3 protein-coding genes and 1 pseudogene are annotated in these 3,012 nt (G+C 61.1%); all 4 read right to left on the bottom strand.

The window, feature by feature from the left end; genetic code table 11:
- Positions 1-262: 262 nt before the first annotated feature.
- The gene (locus FF100_RS36650) at positions 263-1,366 is read right to left on the bottom strand and encodes an ion channel (RefSeq protein WP_139040915.1); all 1,104 of its coding nucleotides are present in this window, start codon (positions 1,364-1,366) and stop codon (positions 263-265) included.
- A gap of 247 nt (positions 1,367-1,613) precedes the next feature.
- Positions 1,614-1,973 (bottom strand): hypothetical protein, encoded by a 360-nt coding sequence (locus FF100_RS36645; RefSeq protein WP_139040914.1) that lies wholly within the window; start codon positions 1,971-1,973, stop codon positions 1,614-1,616.
- A gap of 113 nt (positions 1,974-2,086) precedes the next feature.
- On the bottom strand, positions 2,087-2,245 hold the full coding sequence (locus FF100_RS36640) for a DUF3309 family protein (protein ID WP_139040913.1): 159 nt from the start codon (positions 2,243-2,245) through the stop codon (positions 2,087-2,089).
- 304 nt (positions 2,246-2,549) lie between these two features.
- A pseudogene (locus FF100_RS36635) lies at positions 2,550-2,891 on the bottom strand (integrase core domain-containing protein); the annotation flags it as partial.
- Positions 2,892-3,012 lie beyond the last annotated feature (121 nt).

Raw genomic sequence — 3,012 nt, 5'->3', positions numbered from 1 at the left:
CGACGATAGCGGACAGGCGCGTCAGGTCGGCGGCGCTGGGGATCACACAGACAGTCTGAGCCATGCCTCAGACTCGCATGCCTCATGCCCCCTGTGAATCCTCTGAATGCGTCAATGCACTAGGCAGGTCGTGCGGCATTGGCCTTATGATTGTGTATAGACTGGGGTTGGCACTGAAAACTGATATCCTTGATAGATAGCGATGATAGAACGTAAACAGATGCATTAATCGCCTGCATTTTATCATAATCAAACAGATTATCTATGCTGTAATTGATAAAAGTATTTTGCGCAGAGCGACATCGGTGGTTAATTGACGTTCCCCAACTAGGATGAAAAGAGCAGTCGCATCGATCACGGCATGTGGGGAGGGGTTGCTATGTGGGCGGCCCTCCGCATCAGCATAGCCGATAGCGATGCCGTAGTTAGCGCCGAGCACGGCTTGCACGACACGCTCCCATGCCAACCCACTGAACCGCACATCGAACCGCAAGCACTCATCCCCTTCGCTGGAGAACAGGCGCTCGATCACCCATTCAGTGCCAGGGGCAACGATCGCACGGACGATCATTTCAGGATAGCCGCGTAGAGGGCGCACGATCGCTGATGCGCCAGCTTTCTTCAGTCGCTCACGGTTAAGGTCATCGACGCATTCCGCGACGATCCGTGCTGTGATCCCGCGCTCCCGTAACCGATGGATGATGTCGAAGGTGCGGCTGTCGGACAGTCGGTCTCCTTCGTGCTCGGCGAGAATGACGAGCACCTGGGCATTATCGACGCCAGCGGCCTCCAGAGCTGCAGGATCATCGAATCGCCCCTTCAACTGCACGATCAGTGGGTCGTCCTCAAGGTCTGGCGGAAGGCCGTCTGCGAACGCCTCGGTCAGGATGAGAGAGGGAACACTCGCGTAGTTTGCATGCGAGCGGTGCAGCTGGTCGAGCAAGCGCCGCAGGTAGTCGCCTGGCTCGTCCGCAGGAGCGTTCACGAACACGATGTGGTCGCGCATGTTCCACCTCCACTCGCCGCGCCGCTTGCGGTCACGCCGCAGGATCCTGAACTCGAAGAAGGCGCTACCAGCCTGGGTCAGCAGGAAGATTCCGCTGAGGTAAATAAGGACGATGGTCGAAGCGCGACCTGCTGTGGTCTTCGCTGAGTAGTCACCATAGCCCGTTGTCGTGATAGTGGTGAAGGTCAGCCATATCGCCTCGCCGAGTGCCAGATGCTCAAAGGCAATCATGGAGACGATATGAAGGCCGATCAGAACAAGTAGGCCGACGACAGCGAAGCGGATGCGGTTCTGGAGGTCACGGACGACGCTGCGCCGAAACTTGAGTGGTCGTCGTCGAGCGGCCCTGAGACGCGTCATCTTTCCTGATTGCCCATTGCCTCTCGAACCTCCCGGATCAGCATTTCGAGAGAGGGCGGTATCTCGTGCCCATAATCCTCTAGCAACATAGCTGCATCTACAAGCGCACGGATGTGGATGATGGGAGTTGATCGGCTCCCGAGGCCTTCGGCGAGTACACGTCCTGCGAGGAGGTCTGCGAGCCGAGCTACCTCGGCCATGCCCCCTGTTTTGCCAAACTTGTCCAACTCAAGCTCTCGGCGTCCAGTTATGGCTTGAACTCCCACACCGGTACGCCTCGATATCGGATCGGTTGATCCTTGAACGCCCGCACTTTGCCGAATGCGCTGTACTCCCGGGTCATCTCGACAAACTCCGCCCGGAACGGCATCAGCACGCCCGTCCAGTCACCGCGGATGATGCCATCCTTCGGGCTCACCCCAAACAGGCTGACGGCGTCGCAGCCGTATTCGAGCGCCCGGGCACCATGCAGGGTGACGAACTCGGTGCAGCGCGTATGCGTCCCGCGCCACTCGTCGGGCTCGAAGTTGGGGCATGGGATCTTCGCCGGGGACAAGGTGGCGAGGCCGCGGGACCATTCGAGGACAAGGGGTGGGAGAGTATTCATCGAGAGGGTCTAACCCGCCCGCGATCCTCGCGCAGCTCCGAGGGTAGAGACGGGGCGACAGGCTGTTCGTCACCCACCGGCCGGCGTTGGCGGCGGGTGGCCTCCATGACGGGTCAGATCGTGATCCGGCCGGTGAACAGGAGCACGATCAGGATGATGAGCAGGATGCCACCGATCCCGAGGCCTCCGGTGCGGTAGCGACCGCCGCCGTAGAAGCTGCCGCCGCCACCAAAGAGCAGAATTAACACGATGAGAAGGATCAAGAGGCTCATGGACGGCGCTCCCTACGGCAGAGCTAGCAGCTGTAGGGAATGCCTCGGTGGTATCTTTCGTTCCGGGCGATGAGGGCTGTGCGTCTCATCGCCTTCGTGCCCTCACTCGACGGCTTCAGCCTTCTTCGGCCGGCCGGGCTGGCGCGGGTGCTGGCTCGGCTTGCGCCTCCCTCCGCGCAGCTGCCTGGTTGCGCCGGCTCTGGGATTGCCCCGTTTCTGTGGTTCTTGTTTGTCCGTCGTCAGATGATTTGAGACAGGCTGCGGGCCTCAGGAACGGAGGCACTGGTCCACCTGGGTTGAGAAGTTAGGCAGCCTGCGCGTGGTGGCGCAAGCGGCGGTCGGTGAGAGTCTGGCGCTTGATCCGCTCCCGCTCGCGCAGGATGGCCTCGCCCCGGCCGAAGTAGACGTCGGCCGGCGTGAGATTGTTCAGGCTCTCATGAGCTCGGACGTGGTTGTAGTGCTCCACGAACGCCCCGACCCGCGCCTCCAACTCGCCGGGCAGATAGGCGTGTTCGAGCAGGATGCGGTTCTTCAGCGTCTGGTGCCAGCGCTCGATCTTGCCCTGAGTTTGGGGATGGCGGGGAGCACCGCGGATGTGGGTCATGCCGCGGCTGCCGAGCCAGTCGGCCAGGTCACCCGCGACGTGTCCGCCGTCAGCGCCCGTGAGACAGAGTGAGGCCCTTCACGAACGGAGGATGACTGGTTCATCGTAGCCCCCAAGGAGCGAAGATGAAGCAGACATCCGGGCCGGCACGGAAGCCGGCAGA

The sequence above is a fragment of the Methylobacterium terricola genome (assembly GCF_006151805.1).
In the GTDB taxonomy this organism is placed as follows: domain Bacteria; phylum Pseudomonadota; class Alphaproteobacteria; order Rhizobiales; family Beijerinckiaceae; genus Methylobacterium; species Methylobacterium terricola.
Note: the sequence above shows the minus strand (reverse complement) of the source record. Positions and strands in the feature narration are given on the sequence as shown.

What these genes read in the sequence shown, in the direction of transcription:
- FF100_RS36645 (WP_139040914.1), bottom strand. Translation starts at nt 1,973, where the DNA reads ATGAATACTCTCCCACCCCTTGTCCTCGAATGGTCCCGCGGCCTCGCC.
- FF100_RS36650 (WP_139040915.1), bottom strand. Translation starts at nt 1,366, where the DNA reads ATGACGCGTCTCAGGGCCGCTCGACGACGACCACTCAAGTTTCGGCGC.
- FF100_RS36640 (WP_139040913.1), bottom strand. Translation starts at nt 2,245, where the DNA reads ATGAGCCTCTTGATCCTTCTCATCGTGTTAATTCTGCTCTTTGGTGGC.